This window comes from Granulosicoccus antarcticus IMCC3135, from assembly GCF_002215215.1.
GTDB classification, from domain to species: domain Bacteria; phylum Pseudomonadota; class Gammaproteobacteria; order Granulosicoccales; family Granulosicoccaceae; genus Granulosicoccus; species Granulosicoccus antarcticus.
Map to the genome: position 1 here is coordinate 5,218,903 of NZ_CP018632.1, position 21,855 is coordinate 5,240,757.

A 21,855-nucleotide genomic window follows, 5' to 3' on the forward strand; every position below is an offset into this window, starting at 1 on the left:
AAGCCCATTGCAAAGCGCTTGACAATAGAGTAATTTCCTCGCTGTACCAAACTTCGGGGCGGGGTGTAATTCCCCACCGACGGTAGGGCAACTTCATTTGTTTGAACGTTGTCAAGCCCGTGACCCGCGAGGCGGCCAGCAGTATCAAGGTTGTCAGACGGTGGATCTGGTCAGATTCCAGAGCCGACGGTTAGAGTCCGGATGAGAGAAGTTGGTCGCTGTTGTTGCGTACTTGTGACCGCGTTATGGCGTCCCGAGTCGTAACCCGTATGTTGTGGCGGTTGGCTTGTTCAGCCATGACCTCGATGTACCAGTGCCTGCTGCGCCCCTGTTTTCCAGTTTCGCCAAGGGGCATGATCGCAGTGCAGTCTCACGAACACTATATGCAGTATGCGCTGGAACTGGCTGCCCGAGGATCGGGTTGCACCAGTCCGAACCCGCTGGTGGGCAGCGTCATCGTGCGCGATGGCATCATTGTGGGGCAAGGCTGGCATGCTCGTTACGGGCACCAGCACGCCGAGGTCAACGCGCTGCTCAATGCCGCCCAGAACAACTCTCATCCTGATTGGAAAGCCGACAACCGGCATGCCCTGACCACCGGTGCCACCCTGTATGTGACGCTGGAGCCCTGTAATCATCACGGCCTGACACCGCCTTGCAGCCAGGCCATTCTGGATGCGGGTATTCGCCATGTCGTCTACGCACTGGCGGATCCGAACCCCAAGGCGGCAGGCGGTGCCCAGTGGCTGCAAAGCCAAGGCGTTCAGGTCACCCACGGCGTTCTCGAACAGGAAGCCATGCATCAGAACCGATTTTTTCTGACGTTTCTGCGTACGCGCCGACCGCATGTCATCGCCAAGTCTGCCACCAGTCTTGATGGCAGAATTGCTACCCGCACGGGTGACAGCCAATGGATTACCGGGCCAGAGGCGCGCGCCCGAGGCCATGAACTTCGACAGGCTGTGGATGCCATCATGGTGGGAGCCGACACCGTCATTGCCGATGACCCGGCGCTTACGGTCCGGCTGCCCGAGTCGGTGGTCGCAGCAGAAGCTGTGCGCCATCCGCGCCCTGTCATTCTGGATCGCACGGGTCGTGTGCCACTGAGCGCAGCCCTGCTGGACGAAAAACGCTCACCTCGGACACTGATCATTACCACCGATCAGATGGACAAGGATCATCGCCAGACACTCAAGGCTCGAGGCTTCGATGTCTTCAGTGTGCCGCCCCATACCGACGGTTGCGGCACCTCACCGCGTGCCGTGCTGGAAATACTGGCACAACAGGGCATTCAGAGTGTTCTCATCGAAGGCGGTGCGACGGTACAAGGGGTCTTCAGAGATGCCGGTCTGATCGACGAGATCTGGTGCTTTATCGCCCCGACACTGATCGGTGGGCGCAACGCCCCTGCCTCATTTGGCGATCTGGGCAGCGATTCTCTCGGCGATGCAACCACATTGTCCGATGTGCAACTGGAAGTGACCGGCAAAGACATTCTGGTGCGAGCCAAGGTGGTTCATCGCCAACACGAACAGCCCCCCAAAGCAGGCCTTGAGCAGGCAGCTGTGCCTGCTCCCCCTGTATTCATCAACACAAGAAACTGACTGACATGTTTACCGGCATAGTGGAAGAACTGGGCAAGGTACGAGATTGTCGCCGTGATGGCGATGGTTTCGCCCTGTCCATCGATTGCAGCACGGTCCTCGAAGGTACCATTCTGGGCGATAGCATCGCGGTGAATGGTGTCTGCCTGACCGTGACGCAACTGGACAGCCAGGGCTTTGTGACAGGCCTTGCACCTGAGACCCGCAAACGCACCAACCTTGATTCGCTGGTCAAAGGCTCGAAGGTCAACCTTGAGCGCTCTGTCACCCCCTCCACTCGTATGGGCGGACACTTCGTGCAGGGCCATGTCGATGCCACCGGCACCATCCGCACCTTTCGCCACGATGAAGACGCGCTGTGGGTCACGATCAGTGCGCCTGCTGAACTGATGCGCTATATCGTCACCAAAGGCTACATCACGCTTGACGGCACCAGCCTGACGGTCGTTGATGTGGGCCCTGACTGGTTCAGCGTCACCCTGGTGGCCTACACCCAGGCGCATATCGTCATGCCCGGCAAGAGCGTTGGCGAACAGATCAATATCGAGGTGGATGTGCTGGGCAAGTATGTAGAACGCCTGCTACAGCACGGCATTGCCGGTGTCGGCACCGCTGCTGCCGCCTCCCCTATTACCCCAGATTTTCTGAAAGAGAACGGCTATGACTGACTCCATCCTTTCATCGGTTGACGATGCACTGAGCGCCTATCGACAGGGCAAGATGGTCATTGTCGTTGACGATGAAGATCGTGAGAACGAAGGTGATCTGGTACTGGCGGCTGATTTTGCCACGCCAGAGGCCATCAATTTCATGGTGACCCATGCCAGAGGACTGGTTTGTCTGGCCATGCGCGGCGCCCTGCTCGATCGACTGCAGATCCCCATGATGGTGCCACAGGCCCAGAATCGCAGTGGTTTCGGAACCGGTTTTACGCTGTCTGTGGAAGCCATGCAGGGTGTCTCCACCGGCATCTCCGCAGAAGATCGCTCGCATACCATCAAGACCTTGATCGGCCCTGATACCAAGCCTGTGGACATTGCCATGCCGGGCCATATCTTTCCATTGCGTGCCCGCGATGGCGGCGTGCTGGAGCGACGTGGTCAGACAGAAGCAGCTGTTGATCTGTCCATGCTGACGGAGCTGACACCCGCCGGTGTTATTTGCGAGGTCATGCGTGAGGATGGCACCATGATGCGCCTGGACGAACTCAAGGCCTTTGCCACGACTCACGATATGCATGTCATATCAGTTGAACAGATTGCCCAGTACCGACGCTCTGCTGAAGGCCTGGATCAGGCATCGGCAACGGTTGAACCAACGGTTTCCGAAGACGAATCACAAGCACTGATCACCCTGATCGGCCGTAGCAAGCTACCCACGGCTCACGGTCTGTTTGAGATCGTGGTCTACCGTGACCAGCAAGGCCTGGAGCACAGTGCCCTGATCAAAGGCGAAATCAGCTCAACGACCCCACTGACACGTCTGCATTCAGAATGCCTGACGGGTGACACCTTCGGTTCTCTGCGTTGTGATTGTGGCTCGCAACTCCATGCTGCCATGCAGCGTATCGAAGAGGCCGGCGAAGGTGTGATTCTTTACTTGCGCCAGGAAGGTCGTGGTATCGGTCTTGGCAACAAGATCAGAGCCTACGAACTGCAGGACCAGGGACTGGACACCGTCGATGCCAATCATCAACTGGGCTTTCCGACCGATGCTCGCACCTATGATGTCGCCGCAGCCATGCTGCTTGAGCTTGGCGTGGATCAGGTTCGCCTGCTAACCAATAATCCGGAAAAGCACAGAGCGCTGGAATCACTGGGCATCAAGGTCACCGAACGCGTCGCTCTGGAAGTCGGCGCCCACGCCCATAATGAAGGCTATCTGAAAACCAAAGCCGACAGAATGGGACACCAGTTCACTCAGGGATCCTGAAAAAGGATATTTAATTGTTTCACGCTCCCTCAGCATTCAACTAGACAACATCAAGAGCAGTCATGACATGGCAAATGTAATCGAAGGAAAACTCATTGGTACCGGTCTGCGCATCGGTATCGTCTGTACCCGCTGGAACGACTTCATGGGCCATCGCATGCTCGAAGGCGCCAAGGATGCCTTGTTGCGTCACGATGTGGCAGACGATGACATCACCGTTGCTATCGTACCCGGCTGTTTCGAGATTCCTCTGGCGGCCAAGAAGATGGCTGAAAGCGGCAAGTACGATGCACTGGTCTGCCTGGGTGTACTGATTCGGGGCGGCACTATTCACTTTGACCTGATCGCCGGTGAAGCCACTAAAGGCGTGAGTAATACCGCCTGGCAGACAGGCATTCCAACCGCTTTTGGTGTCATCACCACAGAGACCATCGAGCAGGCGATTGAACGCTCTGGCTGCAAGGCTGGCAACAAGGGTGAAGAGGCCGCTCTGGCTGCGATTGAAATGGCTAATTTGTTGAAGAATCTTTAAATAATTCTGCATGACTGCGCGGCTGTCAATGCCGCGCAGAATCTGATTTTGAATAGAATCAGGCCAAAGACAGGTACTTGGGGAAACAGCCTATCTGCGCCAATTGACTACCGATAAACCGGTTGCTCGCTTGAACTCACGAACATTATCCGTAACCAATGTGAGACCTAGCGACAATGCGTGGGCTGCGATTAGCAGATCATTAGGCCCGATTGGTGTGCCCTTTGCCGCAAGCAGAGCTCGCAGCTTCCCATACTCACTGTCTGCGGGGATATCGAAAGGAAGTATTTCAATCGCAGACAACGCCGCATCCACTCTCACGGCCAGTTCTCTGGAGCCGCTTTTTGCAACACCATATCTAAGTTCTGACGCAACAATGATACTGCTACATACACTTGATTCACCTTCGAATTCAAGTTGTCTGGCCACCTTACCTGCCGGATCTCGAATCACATCAGAAATGACGTTGGTGTCGAGCATGAATCTGAAAGACATGATTTAAAGATCCGGCTCATCCAATGGCGGCATTGGATCGTCGATATCTGGAAACGGCTCAGTCATCGGACCAAGGGCTCTGAGAACAGATAGAAGTTTCCCGGTCCTGATAGGTTCCAGAATCAGTCGATCACCTTCCTTACGCAGAATTGCCTCATCTCCCTCAAACTCGAACTCTCGGGGAATTCTTACCGCTTGATTTCGCCCATTGCGAAATAACTTGACGTGCCGCCCCTCAGTCATCTGAAGCTCCTATCCAGCGCATGCATATGTCAAAGCATATGCCATGCCACACTATTGGTCAATGATCGGTATTCAGCTCGAAAGCTGGCATCACCAAATCCATCGAGCAGGCGATTGAACGCTCTGGCTGCAAGGCTGGCAACAAGGGTGAAGAGGCTGCCCTGGCTGCGATTGAAATGGCTAATTTGTTGAAGAATCTTTAAAGACGGATTTGTGCATGACTGCGCGGCCGTCGATGCCGCGCAATCATGTGCCGTTGATATGCATCAATTGGTGAGCTGCCATTTGCAATAGTATCGTGAGTGCACCGTTTTGAATATTCCGCAGGAAAGGCAAAGCATCTCATGGTTACTGATATTGCAAGGGTCTCCGGGCTAAGCTGGGCGAGGCGTATGCCGAGTTCGTCCGTATGAGAAATTCGACTATTCCATTGTATCTGCTCTGTACATTTGCGATTCTGGCAGTGATGTCAGGTTGTGACTCCACGGATGACAGTGTCGAGTCGCCGTCTCCAACTCCCGACCTGTCGATGATCACCCGTGAAAACTACGAAAGCCTTGTGACACAAGCTTTCGAAATTTTCGCGGGTAATAGCTTCAATGAACCACTACTCGCTCTGGCAACTGATGATCTGCTCGATGCAGAACTTGTTGAGCAATGGTTCACCTACGACTATCTGCCAGTTGAGCATAATCGTTACAGCTGTGACGAAGGCAGTGCTGAGGTCGTTCGAGAATATGGCGAAGGCAATGAGGTGGATAGTCTTGTCAATTTAACCTATCGCTTCGATGCTTGCCTTGATCAGGGTATTCAGCGCAACGGCGAAGCTGTTGTCTACAACGGTCGCTATGGTCAGACTATCAAGTCGGATGCGCTTGATCTCTACACAGTTCCAGAGCTTGCAACAAGCTTTTCGGGCTACGTCAGCAAGCAAACAGAAAGCCCGCACAGTGGACCACTTTTAGTCTGGGAAACGCGAGACGTTGAGTTCGTCACGCACACTGTCGATGGCCAGCTCAAACTTGAAGGAATGACAAGCCGCTTCGTTGCCTCAGACTTGACCGATTGGGCGATCGTCAGCGCCTCACTCGAAGGCAGCTTCACACTGCGCTCAGATGCTACCGATGGGCGTGCGATCACCGTCACCGTCACACTTCCCTTCAGTTATAGCTGGGATCAAGCCGAGACACCGGAGAGCTCTGAAGGACAGCTTGCGCGAGAAGATCCGGATGCACCATGGTCAATGGAGACCGACTGGACGTCTGAACGAGCAGACAGCTGGTACTTTTCGAGCGGGCAGCTGGAGCTTCGCGCAGAGGACGGCAGCGTGCTGCTACTCGATGCCAATACCGGCGTGCCCGACACGGTGTTTGTCGCTCTTGATAACGATTTCGAAAGCGAGCACTTCGAAACCTCTTGGGCGCCGTGGCAGCTGCTGCTGCGTCTGCCTTGAGCAAACCAGTTACTCGCTGCCCCGCCCTGACAATAGCCCGAGACAGTCTCGCCACAATATACACGTGTAGAGTCAGAGACAGTCTCACCACAATATACACGTGTAGAGTCATCGAGCCTCGATATAGAGTGTGCGACAAACTGCTTGTAACAAACGTTGTGCTCGCAGAAACTCTTTGGACGCTGTGCGGGAAAAGTATAATGCGACACAATCGAATTGCGTAGCTCAAAATACTGCTGCAGTGTGCGCACTGCAGTATTTTGCTCAAATTCAACTAGAAAATCGATGTCGCTGCTCTCTGGATTAAAGTCCTTTTGACGCGCAGCAGAACCAAACAAAACGAGCTGACGCACACCAAACCCTCGGCAGAGGACCGCTATTTCTGGTGACTTTTGTTCCAGTAACACAAGCATACTGGTACTCGTAGTTGGCTAAGCTACCTTGCACAGACACTATAATAGTCCTACCGTGTTAATAAATATTGAAATCCATTTCCGCATTGATGGGAACTTCTCGATCCGAAGCGGACAGCTACGAAACCACAGCCTTCGCTTGCTCAGCGATGTTTTTCATGTGCCGCATATCCGTTCCACAGCATCCGCCCAGGATAGAAACGTGTGGAAACATCCGCCGTAATGCTGCTAGTTGTGCGCCAAGCTCAACAGGATCACCGTCATCAAGGAATCCGGCTTCGTCAAGTTCGGCATGGCTACAACGTGAAGCATTGGCAACAAGGCCTTTGACCCTTTGGAACCAGGGTTCGTCGGCCAACACGCGTGTGAAGTGATCGGGATGGGCACAGTTAATCATGAAGTAGATGGCGTCGGAGTCTGTCGCCTCATCTACCGCTATGATCGCATCCTTTAACGACATCCCCGTTGGCAAACAGCCATCCCTCTCAACCGTAAAAGAAATAGCGACGGGTTTTCCAAATGTCTTCCCGCTACGGACAATACCAATGGCCTCTTCCGGATAGCATAACGTCGTCCCGCAGATAAAGTCAGCGTCTGTCCTGGACAGCGTTTCAATCTGTTCGTTGTGGTAGTTCTCCGCCGCATCCGCTGTCATTAAATCCTCAGGGGCGTATCCGTCGCCGCGCGGGCCGACCTGGGCACACAGGACAATAGAAACATTGTCGTACTCTTTGCGTATCTGATCAATTAATTCTATTGCCTCTACGTTTAGTCGTTCCAACGATTGTCGGCTTTGACCAATTTGTGCGCCTCGATCACGATTGGCAATCCACGTTGCGCTGTCAATGATTACGCCCACATTGAACTGTTGAGCTAACTCGATAAGGCTTGAATAGTACCCCCGCAGGATTTCCCTTCCATTTTCGGATTCAAGTAAGGGGTAAGACGCAAAACCTGGCAGATCAACCCCGTGATTAAATATCAGGTCGGTTTCCGCCCCCATATAACTAATGTACAGGTCGCGGCCCATATGCCAATGGCACTCGGATAAGCAATCACTGCTCGTACATATGACAGCAAGTTCGCGCGGCTGATCGCGGAATATCCAACAATTTGCGCGATTTGGGCCTTCGTTTAATGGCTCTTGGTTCTCGTCGTCCTGGGCGATTTGCGACCCGAGGTCCTGCAACCGCTCGTAGTAAATAAGTCCAACCTTGAGCATCAAGTTGCTGGCCACACTGGGACCAGGCGCTCCACAGTTGCACGGTATGTCGGAAGCTGATTGAGCGCGGCTCCCGATGTGTCAGAGTCGCGGCTTCACTCATCAATAACCGTGTCAAATTGTAAGCAAGCAGGTGCACCCAGAGTTCCTTCCTGATCATCTCGGCACTGAGACAACTCAGTATCCCTGCGTCCAGAGCGCATTTGAGCGAGCGAAAATCTGTCTCCACATTCCATCGACGTAGGTACAGTGCAACAATACCTTTAGCGCTGACCTCACGTTGGTCAGTGAATGAGGTAATGTAAAAGGTATCCTGATATCCACGACGACGGCTGATCACCTGACGAACTCTGATTTTCCTGGGGCACGATTCGTAAGTCTCGGCATCCATCCATTCAGGCCTGACCGGACGATTCAGCGTCAGGTAGGCGCGTCTTTTTTCGGGGCGAGAGCGACTGCCGTTGATTTCGAAAACCCCATCGCAGCCGATATTCTGCAGCATCACAAATGTCCAGTAGGTCTCGTAGATCGCGTCGCCGACCAGAACGTCCCCTTGCGTCAAACTGCGAGCCAGAGTCCTCATTTGCGACAGCTCCCCCGTGGTTTTACCCTTGGCTGGTGCTATCAACGCATCAATGATCGCACCCGTGGCCGCGCACGACAATGCAACCATGCGAGCTTCGGGAAAACCAACCCCTTTTTTCTGACTGGAGGGCTGCGGAAACTCTCGCTGGTTGTCGGGCGTGTCCGGCATCGAGAGCCCAGTGCCATCGATGAAATAGACAGAACGCCCACGCCAGAGCCACTCGGGCGAGGCGTTATCACTGACTTGTTGGCCAACTGCTTTGAAGAGCGTTTCGACCAGCACTACGGGCAAGCGGGCGCGCGCCTCACAATAAGCTGCTGTCGATGTTCCCGGCGGACGCAGTCCGTGGTTCAGACAACGGATGATGCGATCGTTGACCGCCCGTTGGCAGGAGCTATCGTCGTTTAGCACCTGTGCGACGAACATCGCCAGAGTCTCAGTCGGGGGATAGGTGCGCTCTCGATGCGCAGGAAGCTGAGCCTCGATGGTGGCCAGGAAGCGATCATCGGTAATCAAATTGAAGACACCGACAGAGTCGAGTCTGGCACGAAGGTGTTGCTCTGAGGGCAACTCACAGGTAGGCTGCATGGTGGCTGGTTCCGGTTACGTTGATTGTTTCGCAACCTGAAACGTACTCGCCGGAACCGGCCACTGCAACCTTCAAAAATCGCTTTTAGATTAGAGCTTTGGATCTAAACCGAGTGCCATTGGCCCATATGCGGCATTGCATGATTGTGTGCCATCCTCATCCTCCTGCGCTATACACCGTAATCTTACACTTTCGGGATGATGTCGCTTTCCAGACCGTGGGGTCGTGAAATGGCTACTTCACCAATCTTGGCTTGGGCTTATCGGGGGTCGATGGCGGATTGCGTCCCAATTGGTAGAACTCATCGTTGGGCAGCATATCGGTCAAACCCGCCATACGGTTGGATAGAGCAAAAAATGCAGCTATGGCCCCGATATCCCAGATATCTTCAGTGCTGAAACCATGCTCGCGCAGCTCATCCAGATCGTCATCGGAGACCTCGGCGGCCTGGTCTGAGACCAGACAGGCAAAGTCGAGCATGGCCATTTGCCGAAGCGTGATATCGGCGCGGGTATAATCGGTTGCCAGCTGATCGGCCAGGCGCAGATTCTTCTCGCGAATACGCACAATGGCGCCATGGGCCACCACGCAATACAGGCAGCTGTTCATGGCCGATGTGACCACCACAATCATCTCCCGCTCGCCTTTGCTCAAGCCGCTGGGCTTTTCCATCAGCGCATCGTGATAGGCAAAGAAGGCCCGGAACTCATCAGGCCGATGCGCCAGCACCAGAAAGACGTTGGGTATGAAACCGGATTTCTCCTGGACCGCCTCGATACGCTGCCGGATATCCTCAGGCAACTCAGCCAGCTTGGGAACCGGGAATCGGGATTTGGGAATGCTCATGGAAGGCTGCCAGCATCTGATGTATGTCTCACTATTGTGCCGCTCTTCAGGCTCGCTGTCAGCCTACTGTTTTTCCTAATAGATGGTTGCATTGCCTGACAACTGTAAATATACTCAGGTATCGACCATACTAAGCAAGGAATGATTGACCATGCAGGAGCTCACCAAGCGGCAGCAGGAAATTCTGCGAATGATCCAGTCGCATATCGATCGAACCGGCTTCCCACCAACGCGTACCGACATCTGTGAGCACTTCGGCTTCCGCTCGCCTACCGCTGCTGATGATCATCTGCGAGCACTGGAGCGCAAGGGCGCCATCGAACTGATCCCGGGAACCTCCCGTGGCATTCGTGTCCTCAGCGAACTGGAAGAGGACGGCATTCCCCTGGTTGGCCGTGTTGCTGCTGGCGAACCCATCATGTCCGAAGGCAATGTCGAAGAATACCTGCCGGTCGATCCAGACCTGTTCTACCCTCATGCGGATTACCTGCTGCGGGTCAGTGGTACCAGCATGCAGAATATCGGCATCCTCAATGGTGACCTGCTGGCGGTACATGCCACCGAGCACGTACAGAACAACCAGATTGTCGTGGCTCGCGTCAACAATGAAGTCACTGTGAAACGTTTCCGCAGACGCGGCAACATTGTGACCTTATTGCCGGAAAACGACGATTTTGACCCCATTCGCATCGATCTGCGCGAAGAAGAGTTCCAGATAGAAGGGGTTTATGTCGGCGTACTGCGTCGCGATTCCTGATATTTCCTGATGGATGCAGTTCCGATCCCAGACTCGCCCACCGCACTCGACGCCCTGTTGAAATCCCAGCCTGGCCTCTGGCGAGGCCGGGATCGGTACCATGACGACAAGGCGATGCCAACAGGCTTCGCCTCTCTGGACAAAGCCTTGCCAGCACGCGGCTGGTGCATGGCAGGGGTCACCGAAATGCTCAGCCATCATCAGGGCATCGGTGAAGTCAGCCTGTTGCTGCCAGCCTTGAGCCAAATCACCTCCGATGGCCAATGGGCGGCCTTTATCAATCCACCTTATATCCCCTACGCACCTGCCCTTGGCAATGCGGGTATTCACCTCGAACGTCTGCTGATCATCAACAGTGGTAACGATACCGACACGCTCTGGAGCGCCGAACAGCTATTGCGCTCGGGCCTGTTCGCCAGCGTGGTTGTCTGGGTCACACGCAGTAATGCACAAAAACAGCGCCGCCTGCAGATCGCCGCAGAATCTGGCAAGACGTGGGCCACCATCTACCGGCCCTGGCAGGCGCAGGATGAACACTCACCGGTGTCTGCCCGCATGCGCCTATCCATCGTGAACAAGCAGCTGCGGCTGGAGCTGTTCAAGGTGCGCGGTGGCAGCCCGCAGAGTGTCATCATCGAACCAAGCGAATTTGATGCCTCACAAGGGGTCGAATGGCCTATTCCTGCCGCCTGAATCATGCTTTGGCTGGCACTGCATTTCCCCCAACTACCGCTTGATCGACAGGACCCTGATGCGGCTGATGATCCACGTGCCGTGGTGCTGCAGGAGGGTGCCCGGCGGCGCATTCTGGCCTGTAATGCCAGCGCCACAGCCAATGGCATACGGCCAGGTCTGGCGCTGAAGAACGCCTATGCCCTGACGCCCAACCTGCTGACCAGTGACTATGATGAGCACCAGCAACTGGCTCACCTGGAACAGCTCACGCTGTGGGCCTTGCAATACTCATCCCTGGTCTCACCCGAACCGCCAGACACCATTCTGCTCGAAATTGCCGCCAGCCTGACCCTGTTCGGTGGCCTTGCCGCTTTATGCGAAAGCATCACCAGGGACATTGGACAACAGCACCTGAGCCTGTCCAGCGCCATCGCCCCAACACCTGCCGCCGCCCTGCTGTTTGCCCGCGCCGGCGTCCATCACCAGATCCTGGACAAGCCCACACTGGTTTCAACCCTGGCCGGTGCCCCGGTCGACTGGCTACCACTGAACGACTTCACGCTCAAGGGCCTGCGCCAATCCGGTATCCGCTCAGTGGGTGAGCTCACAGCCCTGCCGCCTGCCTCATTGACGCGTCGCTTTGGCAGCACCTGCACCCAGTTGCTCTACAAACTTGATGGTCGCCTGCCCGATCCCAGAACGGCCTATAAAGCGGCTGAAACGTTCTCCCAGTCGCTGGACCTGCCTCTGGAGGCGCCGGACACCAACGCTCTGGCTTTCCCGCTCAATCGCCTGATGAATGCCCTGGGTGGCTACCTCAAGGCGCGCGACCTGGGGGTGCGCCATGTGGAGCTGATTCTGTCGCATCACCGCAAACCGGCCACCCATCTGTCCCTGAAATTTCTGGATGCCACCGCCAACACCGATCACCTGTTTCGTGTGGCAACCGAGCGGCTGGGTAATCTACAGCTGGCAGCGCCCATCACCCGCCTGGGCCTGGAGTCCAGCGAACTGGCCTGCCTGCAGCGCGAAAGTGTCGACCTGTTCCAGCAAAGCAAGGCCCAGAGCACCACTCAAGGCAGCACGATCGAGCAGGTACTTGACAGACTCTCGGCTCGCCTGGGCAAGGATGCGTTCTATACCGCGGTCTCCGGTGATGATCACCGTCCGGAGAAAGCCTGGCTCTCAGCCCTGCTGGATAATCAGCCATTACCCGGGCTCTGGCCCGCCCGCCCTGTCTGGTTATTGGCCGAACCCAGCCCCTTGAATGAACCGGTCACACTGCACACCTTGCCAGAACGCATCGAAAACGGCTGGTGGGATGATACGGACGTGCGTCGCGACTATTTCATTGCCAGCACCCGTGATGGGGCTTACTACTGGGTCTACCGCCAGCGACACTCGCCCGACCAGCTCTGGCTGCATGGGCTTTTTGCGTGAACTGGTTGTGTGAAACAGTGATCAACTGCAGCGCAAAAGTGCCGATACCCTTTTGACAATGTCATAAACACTGCTTTCCCGGTTCCCAGCGACCGCCAGGATTACCTCTTAATCGCCATGCGAATGCACGTTCCTATGCACCAGACACAGAACGCGCGGCTCAAAACCAGCGCTGTTCACGGAAGAACCTTTCACTGATGATAATTCAACATGCAAACCGGGACCATACCAGGCTACTGATCGGTGCCGGCGTACTCCTTGTGTTCTCACTGATGATCTTTGCAACGTGGCAGTCCATGACCACTTTGCAGGCCGTCAATGAAGGCATGTCGAACCTGATCACCGATACGGAAGAGAAAACCAGCCGCGCTTATCATATGCGTAACGTGATACGCATGCGCTCAGGTGCCGTACGCTCGCTGGTACAAACCGAAGACACGGTCGAGCGGCAGCGCATATTCGACAAGATGATCGAATACAGCAGCGCCTACCAGAAGACCCGCGACGAACTGATAGAGCTTACGGCCAATGCACGTGAGCGAACCATTCTGGAAGAAATCAGCAAAGCCGATGATCGGGTTTCCAAAGCCTATGAACGCGCCAACTCCGAGATCTATTCTGCGGAAGATAATCTGGATGCCCAGAAAAGTGTGCTGCATGAAGTGCAATTGCACGAGCTGGTCCTGCTCAATCATCTGAATGAACTGGTGCAGCTGGAAAAAGTGCTGGCAGAAGAGGCGCTCAACGACAATCAGGTCTCCTACAAACAGACACAGCGGATCATGATCTATACCGTCATCGCCGCTTTTGCACTATCGATGATCATATCCCTGACCGTCATCGCCCGAGTCGCGCGTGCCAACAAGCGTATCGCCCATCTGGCCAATCATGATGATCTGACCGGTCTGCATAATCGTCGATCCTTCGAACAGCATCTGCAATACACCATCGATATTGCTGATCGCAGCGAAAATACCTACGGTCTGCTGTATCTGGATCTGGATCGCTTCAAGATCGTCAACGATACCTGCGGTCATCATGCCGGCGATCAGCTGCTGATTCAGCTGACACAAAGCATGCACGCAAGACTGCGCCGCGGCGATCTGTTCGCCCGGGTTGGTGGCGATGAATTTGCCATCATTGCCCAGGGCAAAAGCTTTGAGGACATTCAGAGCCTGGCCGAAGATTTACGCGTCATCGTCTGCGAATTCATCTTCCGCTACGAGGAACAAAGCTTCAAGGTCAGTCTGAGCATTGGTGTAACACCCATCGATGGGCAAATACAGAGCATGGAGAGGGTTCTGGCAGATGTCGACTCTGCTTGTTATGTCGCCAAGCAAACGGGTCGTAACCGGGTGCACGTCACTCAGGATGACGATGCCGAGGTGGTCAAGTATCGCAGCAATCTGGCCGGTATCCAGGCGATTCGCAAAGCCCTGACGGATGATCGTCTGGCGCTGTTCTACCAACCCATCTTCCAGATCGAAGAGCGATCCATGAAGATGACACACTGTGAGATTCTGCTGAGAATCCGCAATGAAAATGGTGAAATGTATTCACCGGCGCGCTTCATACCGATTGCCGAAAAATACAACATCATGACCGAAATCGACCAATGGGTATTTTCCCAGGTGATCGACTGGTTGGCAGCGCATCAGGACAAGCATGTCATTCCGCGATTGCTGGTCAATCTGTCCGGCCTCTCGTTTACCGACGAGGACTTCAGCAATTTTGTGGTGGAAAGACTCAGCCGCGGCGATGTCAATCCGGCACATATCGCCTTCGAGATATCAGAAGGTGCCACCTTCAGAAACTTCGACAAAGTCAGCCTGTTCATCGAGCGCATTCGTGGTATGGGTTGCGAGCTGGCACTGGACGATTTTGGCTCCGGACTGTCAAGCTTTTCCTATCTCAAGAAACTCTCTTTCGATTATCTGAAAATCGATGGCTCACTGGTACGCAACATTGCCAATAATCAGATCGACCATGACATGGTGAAAGCCATCAATCAGATTGGTCATACCGTCAACGCCAAAACCATTGCTGAATTTGTCGAAGATGATGCCGCCTTGAGCTGCCTGCGTGACATGAAGGTGGATTATGCCCAAGGCTATGGTCTGCGCATGCCAACACCGCTGACACAACTGGCCGACGAACTACCGCTGCTTGAAGAGGGCCAAACGAATATGATTGACGACCCGGATCAGGATATCCCCAGCATTCCGTTTCGCAAGGCTTCTTGAAGAACGTCCTGGCTGCCCTCTTCTGGGCAGCCAGGAACGGGATCAGGCCTGACTGCCGGTAGATCCCAGTCCGGCCGGGTTAGTGCTCACAGCATAACCTTGCTCCAGCTCTTCAGCGGAGGGCTCTCGCACATCAACGATGGCAATCGTAAAGCTCAGCACCTGACCTGCCAAAGGATGGTTGGCATCGAGCACGACTGTGTCTTCACGAATCTCCACAACAGTCACCAGCTGCGACTCACCATCCTTGCCCATTGCCTTGAAGCGCATGCCGACCACCAACTCCTGAGCCTTCTCGATCGGCTCTTTCGGCCACTCCGCAATCAGGGTCTCATCCGGATAGCCATAGGCGTCTTCCGGATAAATGGTGATTGCAACCGGCTCGCCAGCAAGCCTGCCGGTCAGCTCCCTTTCCAGCGCCGGCAACAAGGCGTTGGTGTTGTGCATATAGACCAGTGGCAAGTCGCCTTGCGAGCTGTCAATAAGCTCACCAAAACCATTGGTCAGCTGGTAATGCATGGAGACGACGCGATTCTCGTCAATGATCAGATCAGTATCAGACATGTCTATAAATAGTGAGATTAGAAGTTGCCGAAAAAGGCAGGTTTTGTCTGACGTCGACGTTGCAGCCAGACAACAAAAGCCAGTAACAACAAGGCCGGTATGTAGAACACTTCCTTGGCGATTCGCTCAGCCGGTATCTGCACCTTGTCGATACGTACCAGAGGATCTCCATAGAAATCGAACATCTGCAGTGTCTGGAAGAATGCGGTGCCCGGGAACGGCTCTTCAAGGGATGCACCCTCTTCATCCATGATCACAGCCAACCCTGCCTGTTCCAGTCGGGTCTCCCCATCACCGGCTTCACCCAGATCCGCCAGAATAGTCAGACTAGCCAGCTTGTCAGGATAATCAAAATCGGGGCCCACTATTCTCAGACGCAAAGGTTCACCCACCGGATAGTCGGCTGCCGCCTGCACCAGCTCGGTACCGGCCAGCTCATTATAAGGTGGTTGGACTCTGTCGAGCCAGAACCCGGGGCGGAACAAGGTGAAGGCTACCAGCAGCAGCAGGCCTGATTCCCAGATGCGGCTGCGTGCAATGAAATAGCCTTGAGTTGCCGCAGCAAACAGCATCATGGCAATCACACCCACCACAAAAACGAATATTGCTTTGCCCAGCGTGACATCGATCAGCAACAGCTCGGTGTTGAAGATAAACAGGAATGGCAGCAAGGCTGTACGAATATCGTAGGCAAAACCCTGCAGGCCGGTCTTGATCGGATCGCCTCCGGAAATAGCACTGGCGGCAAAGGCTGCCAGCCCCACCGGTGGGGTGTCATCGGCCAGAATACCGAAGTAGAAAACGAACATATGCACAGCCACCAGCGGTACCACCAGGCCCTGCTGGGCGCCCACTGAGACGATGACGGGAGCCATCAGGGATGAGACAACAATATAGTTAGCGGTCGTGGGCAGACCCATGCCCAACAGCAGGCTCATGACAGCCACCAGTAACAGCATGATGATCAGACTGCCACCGGACAGAAACTCGACAAACTCGCCCACGATCTGATGGGCACCGGTCAGTGACACAGTACCGATGATGATACCGGCCACGCCTGTGGCAACCCCGATGGGCACCATGCTGCGAGCGCCGCTGACCATGCCAGCGCCAAAATCGCTAAAGCCGCGTGCCACTGACGGTACAAAAGCTGTGTGTTCTGCATGGCTGCTGCCACGAATCAGGGATTTGATGGGGTGCTGGGTCAATACAATGAACACCATCGCCATGGAAGCCCAGAATGCCGACAAGGCCGGTGACAGGCGTTCGATGAGAATGCACCAGAGCAATACAATGATAGGCAGAAGGTAGTACAGACCGGTCAGTGCCACCTCACCCGTACGCGGCAAGGTAATCAGCGGCGCATCGGGATCATCCATGTGCAGATCATTGCGACGAGCACTGATGGTAATCAGCACCAGATAGCACACCAGGAATATGCCGGCCGCGCCATAGATCGTCATGCCAGGAAAGGCTGTACTGATCCAGCCCAGACCAAAATAGACCAGACCACCCAGAGCCACAAAGGCCAGGAAGCCGAACAGAAAACCGATCATTTTCTGCATCACTGTCAGGTGTGTGGGTGGTTTTTCCAGCCCCACCAGATCCAGTTTCAGAGCTTCAAGATGCACGATATAAACCAGTGCGATATAGGAAATCAAGGCTGGCAGCAAGGCGTGCTTGATGACTTCGGGATAGGAGATACCAGTAAATTCTGCAATCAAAAATGCTGCCGCGCCCATGACAGGCGGAGTCAGCTGACCGTTGGTGGACGAGGCCACCTCGATAGCACCCGCCTTCTCTGCCGAGAAGCCGGTGCGTTTCATCAAAGGAATGGTAAACGTACCCGTTGTCACCACGTTGGCAATCGATGAGCCCGAATAGATACCGCTCAATGCCGAGGCAACAACCGCGGCCTTCGCAGGCCCACCACGAAAGTGTCCCAGCGCGCCAAAGGCCAGCTGGATGAAGTAGTTACCGGCTCCAGCCTGTTCCAGCAAGGAACCAAACAGCACGAACAAGAAGATCATGGATGAGGCCACACCCAGTGCCACACCAAAAACACCCTCGCCCTGCATCCAGTAATGCCACATCGCCTTGCCGAAGGAGGCACCTTTCCAGCGCACTACGTCAGGCAGAAATTGTGCATCACCAAAAAACACGTACAGGACGAAAACCCCTGCCACGATCAGCATGGGCAAACCCAAGGACCGATAGACCGCCGTGGCCAGCAGCATCAGTCCAAAAGCGGACACGATCAGATCACTGGAGGTGGGCAGACCGGCACGCATGCCGATGGCATCCTTGTTTACAACCAGGTAGAGGCAGCAGACAACACTGCCAATCGCCAGCAACCAGTCGTAGAGCGGCACGCGCTTGAGCGAGCTGGACTTGAATAAGGGATAGGAGAGGCAGGCCAGCGCCATGGCGAAAGCCAGGTGAATGACTCGCACTTCACTACCGTTGAAAATCAGATTGATGCCCCACTCATCGGCCAGCCAGAAAGGCACAGCGGATGAGACGTACAGCTGGAACGCACTCCAGGTAAATGCCAGAGTGGCGATAAAGATACCGACTCCACCCATCGGCTTGCGCCCGCCTGAATCAATGGCGGTGAAGGAGTCGAGGTCCTGTGTGGTACTGGAAGAGTCCGCTGGGGAGTCTGTCGCATTCATCGGCGTAGGCGTAACTCTTGTATAGAGAGAAGATCAAGGAGCGGGAAACGCTTGTTTGTTTGCCGACCTTCAGACTGATCTGGCATCAGCCAGAAACAATCCGGCAAACCGACGCTGCTGCTCGGTTTGCCGGACAGAGACTACGATCTACCTTGTGACAAGGTAGAGGCAGATATTACAGCCAGCCTCGTTCTTTGTAGTACTTCACGGCACCATCATGCAAAGGTGCAGACAGGCCATCCTTGATCATTTCTGATTCTTTCAGGTTGGCAAAAGCAGGATGCAGTTTCTTGAAGTCTTCAAAGTTATCAAAAACCGCTTTCACGACGACATAAACCACCTCATCAGAGACGTCGGCAGAAGTGATGAAGGTTGCACCCACACCAAAAGTCTTGTTGTCCTCTTCCAGGCCTTTGTACATGCCAGCAGGAACAGACGCTGTTCGGTAGTAAGGGTTCTCTTCAACCAGCTTGTCGATAACCGGACCTGTTACATCAACAAAATCAACATCACAGGTATTGGTTACTTCAGTAATCGCTGCCGCAGGGTGACCAACGGTGTAGATCATCACATCGATCTTGTCGTCACACAGCGCCTGAGCCATTTCAGAACCTTTCAGTTCAGAAGCGACAGAGAAGTCATCCATGGTCATGCCGTAAGCTTCCATGACCACTTCAGCAGTAGCACGCAGTCCTGATCCGGCATTACCGACATTGACCCGCTTGCCTTTCAGATCTTCGAAAGAGGTGATGCCTTTGTCGCTACGTGCCAGAACTGAAAAGGGCTCGGGATGAACAGAGAAAACAGCACGTTCTTTTTCAAACTTGCCCTGATCTTCAAACTGCGAAGTTCCGTTATAAGCATGGAACTGCCAGTCAGACTGAGCAACACCAAATTCCAGCTCACCCGCACGAACCGTGTTGATGTTGTAGATGGATCCGCCGGTAGATTCAGCAGAACAACGAATTCCGTGATCCTTGCGGCCTTTGTTTACCAGACGGCAAATAGCGCCACCTGTGGGGTAATAGACGCCGGTGACGCCACCGGTACCAATCGAGATGAACTGCTGTTGCGCCTGGGCGGCACCGCCAAACAATCCGGTTGCCAACAGGCAAGCCGTCAGTGCTAAACGTTTTTTCATGGATGCTTCCTATTCTTTGTAGATAACGTCACAAATCGCTAACGAACGGCGACACAAGATGAGACGGTGAGAACAAACACTGATGCCAGATTCGAATGACACCCCTTGCCCCAATGTAACAAACGGTAGAGCTACTGTCCCCGTTGAGCGACAAGTCCGTTCAAAAACCAACGAACCGCCTGATCTCCACAACGTCGATAGTTACGTGCGTCCGGGCTTCTAAAGAAGGCACCCACTTCGGTTTTGCCAACTTTGCCACCACCCGCCACCATCAATGTATAGATGTCATCGGAGCGTAGTGCCAGGGCAATACGTAACTGTTTGAGCACCAGGTTGTTGCTGACTGCAGGCTCTTTGTCTGCCTTGTCAGTCACCTTGGCCGCAGCTTTGTCGCCAGCCGCCGGTGCCTTCTCGGCAGCAGCAGGCCCGCCTGTTGTGGTGTTTCGCTCAGGCGGTGGTCCGCGCCGATCGAGAATCAGGCCATCCAGCAAAGCCAGCAAGGCCTCATCCGGGCAGGCTACGTACTCCGGCTCCTCTTCCTTGCAGCGAAAACCGGCAACGTGCTCCGGGCTCACCCACTGGCCTCCCAGTTCGATCAGACGTACCGCATCGGCATCGTCGAGACGCAAGGCGTAACGGATGCGCCGGTTGAATTCATTGTTGTCCAATTTATCTCCCGAGCTGATTGCTCGCCATAAGTGAACCGAGTCGCGAACAAACGCCCCGGAATTGATACTAAAGTGTAAATCTGATTATCTAAGTCACTGTTTTCAATAGAACTGAAAGCGTGAACCGATCCTTGAGCTGCTCAACGCCCAGCGCAAAAAAGTGATAGACATCATGTTTTTCTACTGTATTTCGCACCTGACAACACAGGTTTTTGTATGATGTAACCTTACTCTTGCGGACCAGGGACGTTACTTCAGACAATGTCGATGAGTACTACTATGGAGTGGACAAGCCTGCTTCCCTACCTCTATTTTGCTGTACTTGGCATCTTTTGCCTGATATTCGGTTATGTATTGGGCGCCCGACGTTCAAGAGTGGTAAAGCTTCGAGTGCTTCGAGATCTGAATACGCAATCTCTGGAACTGCTCGATACCAAGTCCTCATTGAGTTCCCTGGAGCATTATGCCTCGCAGCAGGAACGAAAGGACAGGTTACTGAAACTGACATTGCAAAAGCTTCAGCAAGCCGAAGCACGTTGCCGCCAGATGAGCGATATTCAGGATCGGCAGCATCGCAAGAATTACGTGGAAATGTCACGCCTGCGACTCGATGCGGTGCAAGCTCATGAAGCGGCTGCCAAAGCGAAAGATATTGCGCAAAGAGCGACTGCCCATCTGCAGCGATTAGAACAAGCTTCCCCGAAAACACAGACAATCATCGCCCCGGAGCCTAAATCCTACGGTACCGGTGAACCGGTTACAGTGAGTGTGGTTGATCAGATCCACCCGAAAAGTGCGCGAGACAATATCGTGCCCGTCTCCAACCGGGACTCGGCACGCCTGACCAGGCTTAGCAGCAGCAACGAGGCCAGCGCACCATTTTCCTGAAGCCTGTCACTTTTTTAAAAACAGACTGATTGCAAAGCTCTACCCAGACTGACACTCAGCCAGCTCCCGGGCCAGACCATGCCTGTACTTTAAAGCGCGCTGACGATGCGATGAACGTGTTCAACACATTCAGTTAGCAGGCGCATAATGCTATTATCCGGATCATGTCGGCGCCCACATTACACTTCAACCTCCCAGACGCCGAGCGTCCCAGCATCTGGCCGTGGCTCATTGCCCTGCTTTGTGGCGTCTGCCTGCTTTTTCTCGTGGCTCAAAAGCTGCAATCCATACCAGCCTCCCTGCAGCAACAGGCTGAGCAACAGCTTGCAAGCTCGCAATTGGACAATCTGACCGTCGATGTGGATGGACGCGATCTGATCCTGCAAGGCACCATCGACAAGCAGCTTTCAATGGCCCCGTTGATCAAGCAGTTGTCAAACATCGACGGCGTACGCATTGTCAAAGACGATCTGAGGCGGTTCGACGCTGTCGAGGCAGAGATTCAGCAAACTCAACAGTTCTTGCAGGTCTTGTCCAGAATCAACCTGTCCGCCGTCTCCTTTCAAGCTGGCAGCAATTCCATTGCAGCTGGTAGTGAGACAGCTCTTGACCAGGTCGTGCAATTGCTGAGGAACAACCCGGATAAGCGCATCAGAATCGAAGGTCATACTGATGACACCGGGCCTGCCTCTGTGAATCTGAGGTTGAGCCAGGAACGTGCACAGGCAGTAGCGCGCTACCTGGAATCAGGCAATGTGTCTGCCAGCCAGATGATTGCCAAGGGCTATGGTTCCACGCAACCAATCGCTGACAACACAACCGATTCAGGCCGGGCAAAAAATCGGCGTATTGAAATCAGTTATGTGCATTAAGGGCTCGGTTTGTTGTA

At 54.4% G+C, this 21,855-nt stretch carries 21 protein-coding genes, 1 pseudogene and 1 riboswitch; of the genes and pseudogenes, 12 read left to right on the forward strand and 10 right to left on the reverse strand.

Features of this window, described 5'->3' with window-relative positions; all coding sequences use genetic code 11:
* Window positions 1-45: 45 nt before the first annotated feature.
* A riboswitch (FMN riboswitch) is annotated at window positions 46-217 on the forward strand.
* 136 nt (window positions 218-353) lie between these two features.
* From ribD to ribH, 4 genes are all read left to right on the forward strand, one after another.
* Complete coding sequence (gene ribD / locus IMCC3135_RS22660; protein WP_205737672.1) at window positions 354-1,604, forward strand: bifunctional diaminohydroxyphosphoribosylaminopyrimidine deaminase/5-amino-6-(5-phosphoribosylamino)uracil reductase RibD; 1,251 nt, start codon at window positions 354-356, stop codon at window positions 1,602-1,604.
* A gap of 5 nt (window positions 1,605-1,609) precedes the next feature.
* Window positions 1,610-2,272, forward strand: a complete 663-nt coding sequence (ribE, locus tag IMCC3135_RS22665) for a riboflavin synthase (RefSeq protein ID WP_088919662.1) — start codon at window positions 1,610-1,612, stop codon at window positions 2,270-2,272.
* Window positions 2,265-3,536, forward strand: a complete 1,272-nt coding sequence (ribA, locus tag IMCC3135_RS35715) for a GTP cyclohydrolase II (RefSeq protein ID WP_088919663.1) — start codon at window positions 2,265-2,267, stop codon at window positions 3,534-3,536. The genes ribE and ribA overlap by 8 nt, the downstream gene beginning before the upstream one ends.
* Before the next feature lie 67 nt (window positions 3,537-3,603).
* Complete coding sequence (gene ribH, locus IMCC3135_RS22675) at window positions 3,604-4,068, forward strand: 6,7-dimethyl-8-ribityllumazine synthase (protein ID WP_088919664.1); 465 nt, start codon at window positions 3,604-3,606, stop codon at window positions 4,066-4,068.
* Window positions 4,069-4,158: 90 nt separating this feature from the next.
* On the opposite strand, the gene IMCC3135_RS22680 is transcribed toward ribH, so the two are convergent.
* Complete coding sequence (locus IMCC3135_RS22680) at window positions 4,159-4,563, reverse strand: type II toxin-antitoxin system VapC family toxin (protein ID WP_088919665.1); 405 nt, start codon at window positions 4,561-4,563, stop codon at window positions 4,159-4,161.
* Window positions 4,564-4,566: 3 nt separating this feature from the next.
* A complete protein-coding gene (locus tag IMCC3135_RS22685; RefSeq protein WP_088919666.1) occupies window positions 4,567-4,806 on the reverse strand; it encodes an antitoxin in 240 nt (79 codons plus the stop codon).
* A gap of 101 nt (window positions 4,807-4,907) precedes the next feature.
* Between IMCC3135_RS22685 and IMCC3135_RS22690 the strand changes: the two genes are divergently transcribed.
* A complete protein-coding gene (locus IMCC3135_RS22690; RefSeq protein WP_472343593.1) occupies window positions 4,908-5,009 on the forward strand; it encodes a 6,7-dimethyl-8-ribityllumazine synthase in 102 nt (33 codons plus the stop codon).
* Window positions 5,010-5,215: 206 nt separating this feature from the next.
* The gene (locus tag IMCC3135_RS35035) at window positions 5,216-6,259 is read left to right on the forward strand and encodes a hypothetical protein (protein WP_236994862.1); all 1,044 of its coding nucleotides are present in this window, start codon (window positions 5,216-5,218) and stop codon (window positions 6,257-6,259) included.
* Between the two features lie 245 nt (window positions 6,260-6,504).
* Here the strand turns inward: IMCC3135_RS35035 and IMCC3135_RS35040 are convergent.
* From IMCC3135_RS35040 to IMCC3135_RS22710, 4 genes and pseudogenes are all read right to left on the reverse strand, one after another.
* A pseudogene (locus IMCC3135_RS35040) lies at window positions 6,505-6,672 on the reverse strand (nucleotidyltransferase family protein); the annotation flags it as partial.
* A gap of 118 nt (window positions 6,673-6,790) precedes the next feature.
* Window positions 6,791-7,702: a homocysteine S-methyltransferase family protein gene (locus IMCC3135_RS22700; protein ID WP_088919668.1), complete on the reverse strand. Its 912-nt coding sequence runs from the start codon at window positions 7,700-7,702 to the stop codon at window positions 6,791-6,793.
* A gap of 25 nt (window positions 7,703-7,727) precedes the next feature.
* Window positions 7,728-9,068: an IS4 family transposase gene (locus IMCC3135_RS22705; RefSeq protein WP_088919669.1), complete on the reverse strand. Its 1,341-nt coding sequence runs from the start codon at window positions 9,066-9,068 to the stop codon at window positions 7,728-7,730.
* 235 nt (window positions 9,069-9,303) lie between these two features.
* Complete coding sequence (locus IMCC3135_RS22710) at window positions 9,304-9,915, reverse strand: peroxidase-related enzyme (protein ID WP_088919670.1); 612 nt, start codon at window positions 9,913-9,915, stop codon at window positions 9,304-9,306.
* A gap of 151 nt (window positions 9,916-10,066) precedes the next feature.
* Here IMCC3135_RS22710 and lexA point away from each other — a divergent pair, with 151 nt between their 5' ends.
* The 4 genes from lexA (at window position 10,067) to IMCC3135_RS22730 (ending at window position 15,030) form a co-directional block, all read left to right on the forward strand.
* Entirely contained in the window at window positions 10,067-10,672 is a 606-nt protein-coding gene (gene lexA, locus IMCC3135_RS22715) for a transcriptional repressor LexA (RefSeq protein WP_088919671.1), read from the forward strand.
* A 9-nt stretch (window positions 10,673-10,681) separates the two neighbouring features.
* Window positions 10,682-11,365 carry a translesion DNA synthesis-associated protein ImuA gene (gene imuA, locus IMCC3135_RS22720; protein ID WP_088919672.1) on the forward strand — a complete coding sequence of 228 codons (684 nt, stop codon included), beginning with the start codon at window positions 10,682-10,684 and terminating at the stop codon, window positions 11,363-11,365.
* A gap of 3 nt (window positions 11,366-11,368) precedes the next feature.
* On the forward strand, window positions 11,369-12,787 hold the full coding sequence (locus IMCC3135_RS22725) for a Y-family DNA polymerase (protein ID WP_088919673.1): 1,419 nt from the start codon (window positions 11,369-11,371) through the stop codon (window positions 12,785-12,787).
* Between the two features lie 197 nt (window positions 12,788-12,984).
* Window positions 12,985-15,030 carry a putative bifunctional diguanylate cyclase/phosphodiesterase gene (locus tag IMCC3135_RS22730; RefSeq protein ID WP_088919674.1) on the forward strand — a complete coding sequence of 682 codons (2,046 nt, stop codon included), beginning with the start codon at window positions 12,985-12,987 and terminating at the stop codon, window positions 15,028-15,030.
* A 42-nt stretch (window positions 15,031-15,072) separates the two neighbouring features.
* Here the strand turns inward: IMCC3135_RS22730 and IMCC3135_RS22735 are convergent, their stop codons facing one another.
* The 4 genes from IMCC3135_RS22735 to IMCC3135_RS22750 form a co-directional block, all read right to left on the reverse strand.
* Entirely contained in the window at window positions 15,073-15,594 is a 522-nt protein-coding gene (locus tag IMCC3135_RS22735) for an FKBP-type peptidyl-prolyl cis-trans isomerase (RefSeq protein WP_088919675.1), read from the reverse strand.
* Between the two features lie 17 nt (window positions 15,595-15,611).
* Window positions 15,612-18,269 carry a TRAP transporter permease gene (locus IMCC3135_RS22740; RefSeq protein ID WP_088919676.1) on the reverse strand — a complete coding sequence of 886 codons (2,658 nt, stop codon included), beginning with the start codon at window positions 18,267-18,269 and terminating at the stop codon, window positions 15,612-15,614.
* Window positions 18,270-18,444: 175 nt separating this feature from the next.
* Window positions 18,445-19,410, reverse strand: a complete 966-nt coding sequence (locus IMCC3135_RS22745) for a TAXI family TRAP transporter solute-binding subunit (protein ID WP_088919677.1) — start codon at window positions 19,408-19,410, stop codon at window positions 18,445-18,447.
* A gap of 131 nt (window positions 19,411-19,541) precedes the next feature.
* Window positions 19,542-20,078 carry a YehS family protein gene (locus IMCC3135_RS22750; RefSeq protein ID WP_088919678.1) on the reverse strand — a complete coding sequence of 179 codons (537 nt, stop codon included), beginning with the start codon at window positions 20,076-20,078 and terminating at the stop codon, window positions 19,542-19,544.
* A 267-nt stretch (window positions 20,079-20,345) separates the two neighbouring features.
* Between IMCC3135_RS22750 and IMCC3135_RS22755 the strand changes: the two genes are divergently transcribed.
* Together IMCC3135_RS22755 and IMCC3135_RS22760 are read left to right on the forward strand one after the other, a co-directional pair.
* Window positions 20,346-20,966: a hypothetical protein gene (locus tag IMCC3135_RS22755; protein WP_157736212.1), complete on the forward strand. Its 621-nt coding sequence runs from the start codon at window positions 20,346-20,348 to the stop codon at window positions 20,964-20,966.
* A gap of 164 nt (window positions 20,967-21,130) precedes the next feature.
* Window positions 21,131-21,838 (forward strand): OmpA family protein, encoded by a 708-nt coding sequence (locus IMCC3135_RS22760; RefSeq protein ID WP_088919680.1) that lies wholly within the window; start codon window positions 21,131-21,133, stop codon window positions 21,836-21,838.
* The last annotated feature ends 17 nt before the right edge of the window (window positions 21,839-21,855 follow it).